2 protein-coding genes and 1 pseudogene are annotated in these 3,978 nt (G+C 58.7%); 1 reads left to right on the top strand and 2 read right to left on the bottom strand.

Annotated elements, in window-relative coordinates:
- Positions 1–994: pseudogene (gene xerC / locus ACGF7G_RS21685) on the bottom strand (site-specific tyrosine recombinase XerC); the annotation flags it as partial.
- Positions 995–1,482: 488 nt separating this feature from the next.
- On the opposite strand from xerC, the gene ACGF7G_RS21680 reads away from it, so the two are divergent.
- The gene (locus ACGF7G_RS21680) at positions 1,483–1,785 is read left to right on the top strand and encodes a hypothetical protein (protein WP_133813211.1); all 303 of its coding nucleotides are present in this window, start codon (positions 1,483–1,485) and stop codon (positions 1,783–1,785) included.
- Positions 1,786–1,876: 91 nt separating this feature from the next.
- On the opposite strand, the gene ACGF7G_RS21675 is transcribed toward ACGF7G_RS21680, so the two are convergent.
- A partial coding sequence (locus tag ACGF7G_RS21675; RefSeq protein WP_387468312.1) for a toprim domain-containing protein occupies positions 1,877–3,978 on the bottom strand: 2,102 nt, incomplete at its 5' end.

Here is a 3,978-nt window from a genome sequence, read left to right as displayed (position 1 = left end):
GGGCTGTCCGGCCTGGCGCTATCGGCCTGCTTATCGTCTGGCGGCGTGGCCTGCTTTGACTGCCGTTCTGCCGGGTGGGTCTGCTCATGCACTTTCTTTAAGTGACCGATGGCCACCCGCGTATAGATTTGCGTGGTTTCCAGTTTCTCATGCCCCAGTATCGCCTGGATATGCCGGGTGTCCGCGCCGTTCTCCAGCATCTGAGTTGCCATTGAGTGGCGGAACAGATGGCAGGCCCCCGGTTTAGCCAGCTGCGCCTGTTTACGGATGCTGTCAGCGGCTATCTGGGTTAACGTGCCTCTGGCCAGCCCTCCGCCTTTTTTGGTGATAAACAGGTGACCGCTGTCACCCCGCCGCGTTAACTGGGGCCGGACGCTGAGCCAGCGACTTAACCAGTGCAGCGCCTGCTCACCGATGGGCACTACCCGGTCCTTACGGCCTTTACCCTGTCTGACCAGCACCACCCCGCGCCCGAAGTCCACTTCGCTTAACAGCAGGTTCGCCACTTCCATCCGCCGGATACCGGTACTCCACAACACTTCAAGGATAGCCCGGTTTCTCAGTCCGGTTGCGGTGTTGATATCCGTCGCGGCTAAGACCGTGTGGGTTTCGTCTTCATTCATCACCTGGGCCGGCAGCCGTTTTTCTTCTCTTGGCAACACCAGGTTATCTGTCGGGTTATACAGGATATGGTGACGTTGCAGCAGCCAGCGGAACCACTGACGTAAGACACTCAGGCGGTCCCGCTGACTGCCCGGGCTATATAGGGGTGTCCGTTCGCTTTACGGGCGCTTCTCAGCCAGCGCTGATAGCTTTCCAGCAACGGCAGGCTGACCTGCGGCGCGGTCATGACCCCGCGGGCTTCACACCAGGTGACGAACGGCAACAACCGTTCTTCATAAGCTTCCTGTGTCCGTTCACTTAACCCCTGTCCCTGAACGGCTTCCAGCCAGGCGGCCAGATGCTGGCGTAAGGTGGCGAAGCGGGCCGGGATGGCGTCGGGTTGACTGTGGGCTTCCGTTACTGAGGGGCGTTTTTTTCTGTCTGGCGAGGCGAGCGTTGTTGCCGGGCTGGTCGGGATAGCGTGTTGCTGCTGCAACCAGTCGAACCACAGGCGTAAGGCCCGCAGGCGTCGGCGCTGACTGTCCGGCGTATAGAGCTGACCGCCGGCCTTGCGGTATTGGGTCAGATACTGCTGCCAGTTTTCCAGTAACGGTTCGGTGACCTGAGCCGCGGATATTACGCCCTGTTCCTCACACCAGTTGACGAACGGTGACAGCCGTTCATGGCTGGCGGCCTGACTCTTTTGACTCAACCCCTGCAACAGCAGGTTATCCAGATAGGCGTCAAGGTGCTGGCGCAGGGTCAGCGGGCGGGATTGACGTTTAACGGGTGATGACATGATGCGATTTCCTGTAGAGAACAGCGGTTATTATTATCAGTGTGTGATACATCACGACAGTACGATGGCTTGATTCTTAGGTGGCCGGAACAGTCCTTTTCTGCCTGCCCCAACTTGCGGACCGCTCAGCCCGGTATTGCTGCGGTCTGGCGTCCATTTCCCGCCCTCCAACTTGGGCCCAACTTGACCCCAACTTGAGGGCAACTTGCGGTTCAGTCAGTCCAACTTGCGTTGGTCGTATTCCGGGTTTTCTTATTCGGGTTTTCGGGTTCGATGATGTACTGGCAGTACGATACGACGGCTTTTTCTTATTATTGCCGGAACAGTGTTTTTCAACCTTCCCCAACTTGCGGGCCGTTCCTCCCAGTATTGCTGCGGTCTGACGCCGGTTTCCCGCCCTCCAACTTGGGCCCAACTTGACCCCAACTTGAGGGCAACTTGCGGCTCAGTCAGTCCAACTTGCGTGAGTCATATTCAGGGTTTTACCGGTTTTTCCGGCCCTGTCAGGTCAATCAGGCCGCACAGGTGGGCTGCTTCTGCGCTGTCACCGTTCCACAGCAGTTCATACTGCAACAGATGGCCGCGACTGCCGCCGTGGACTAACAGATATTCCATGTCGGCCAGTCGCTGACAATGGACTTTTAACTGGTTATCGCTCCACTGGGTGTAATGGCGGATATCGCGGCGGGTAAAGCGGATATCTTTCACCGGGCGTTGCTGCGCTGCCGCCGTCGCTTTCACCATCTCTTGTATCAGCAGCAACAGTTTTCTTGTCTGAGGTGACATTTCGTCCAGCGTGCGGCCTAATATCTCGTGGGCCAGCCGGTTTGCTAAGCTAATATCGTCTTGGGTCACCTCGATATATTCAAGCCGTTTGCCCCGGTGTTCCGCGGTCTTCACCTCGCGCTGGTGCTGATGCAGCAGGGCGATACTTTGTATCAGCGTGAGATATTTCATGTGGTCGCGTCGGGTACGGGTTTTATCGCTCATGAACGTTAACTGTGAAGCATAAGGGTTAACCACATTCAGCGGGCGTAACAGCCGCTGGGCGTTTTGATGCAGTTCGGTGATATACGCCTTTTCATTCTCGGCCAGTAAGCCTTCGAGGGTTTGCTTATGGCGCTGCAAGGCGTGGATAGCTTCGGTCTGTTCCCGCGATTCGTTCACCGTCAGCACCAGACAGCGGTTTAACAGCTCTTCATCGACATCTATTGCCGTGGTGGTGAGCATCAGCATCACCGGCCCTTTCACCCTGTACTGTTTGGTGACCAGATTACCGCTGGCATCGTCTTTACCGGTGCTGGCAATGGTCAGTTCGCCGTCGCTTTGCAACAGCTTAAGCGCATAGGCGGCCTGCCGCACCCCTTCCTCTTCGGCAATCGCTAAGATTTTATGCTGGAGATTGGTTTCCCCCAGATAGAACAGACTCTGGCCGGTCATGGCGCTGTATTGCAGCCGTTCTTCTTCCGGTATCAGATTGAGTACCGCCTCCATTAAGCTGCTTTTACCTGCCGCCGAACTGCTTTGTATCAGCACGGCCAGCGGACGCTCCAGCTTGCGACTGACGGCGGCTAAGTAACCGGCCAGCAGGTTAGTGGATTCGCCCACCACGCCACAGGCGGCTAAGTCAGCGGTGATGCGCTCGCTCAGGTGCGGGTCCTGCAACAGGGCTAACGCTGCGGCCCGCTGGTCCTCGCTCAGTTCGGGAACCGGCTGGGTTTCGGTTTGTTCACCGGCTCCGGCCTGTTGACACTGTTCCAGTACCAGCAACACCTGCCCCAGTGAACGCCGCAGGTCTCCTTCGGCCAGCCCGAGTTCGGTGGCCGCCAGCCGCGCATACCCGTTCCGGCTGCGGGCGCTCATCATGTCCACGCTGTCGGCGAACATCACACCGCTGTCGGTATCAACCACCTGAACATTGACTTTCATCACTGCCGCCCCGGCTTTCACCTGTGACCGGCCCCGGATACCCCACTGTTGTGTGCCCAGGGTGAGGGATATCTCGCCGTTGGCACCGGTTTCCCAGACCACATTGGGCATCGACGGCAACGCGGCTATCCCGGCGGCTAAGGTGCTGACCGTTTCCGGCACCGGAACTGGCTGATGTTCAGCCAGCGCGGCCCGCTCTGTGGCAGTGGTTACCTGTACCTCTGCGGCCGCCTGCATCGACACGGCGCTGTCCAGCACCAACCCGAAGGCCCGTTCCGGTTCGGCGGCCTGACACAGATAGCGGTTGGCGTCCATGCCCGCGGGGAACACCACCCGGAACACCGTGATACCGGTGGCGGTCAGTTCGGCGGCCAGTTTCACTGCTGCCTCATTGCCAGCTGGATCGTTATCGTAGGCGATCAAGACCTGTTTAACGCCCTGTCGCCGGAACGCCTGCCGCATCTCATCGGTGAAGCCATTTACCCCATAGGCGGCGGTGACATGGCGGTGACCCGCTACCCAGAACGACAGGGCGTCGATCAACGATTCGCAGAGGATGACCGTCCCTGAACTGAGCAGCGCCGGTTCATTCCATATGCCGCCATGCGCGCCGGGCAGGTACAGATGCAGCGGCGTTCCGCTGCGTA

It is taken from the genome of Photorhabdus sp. RM323S, from assembly GCF_042879375.1.
Classification (GTDB): Bacteria; Pseudomonadota; Gammaproteobacteria; order Enterobacterales; family Enterobacteriaceae; genus Photorhabdus; species Photorhabdus tasmaniensis.
Note: the sequence above shows the minus strand (reverse complement) of the source record. Positions and strands in the feature narration are given on the sequence as shown.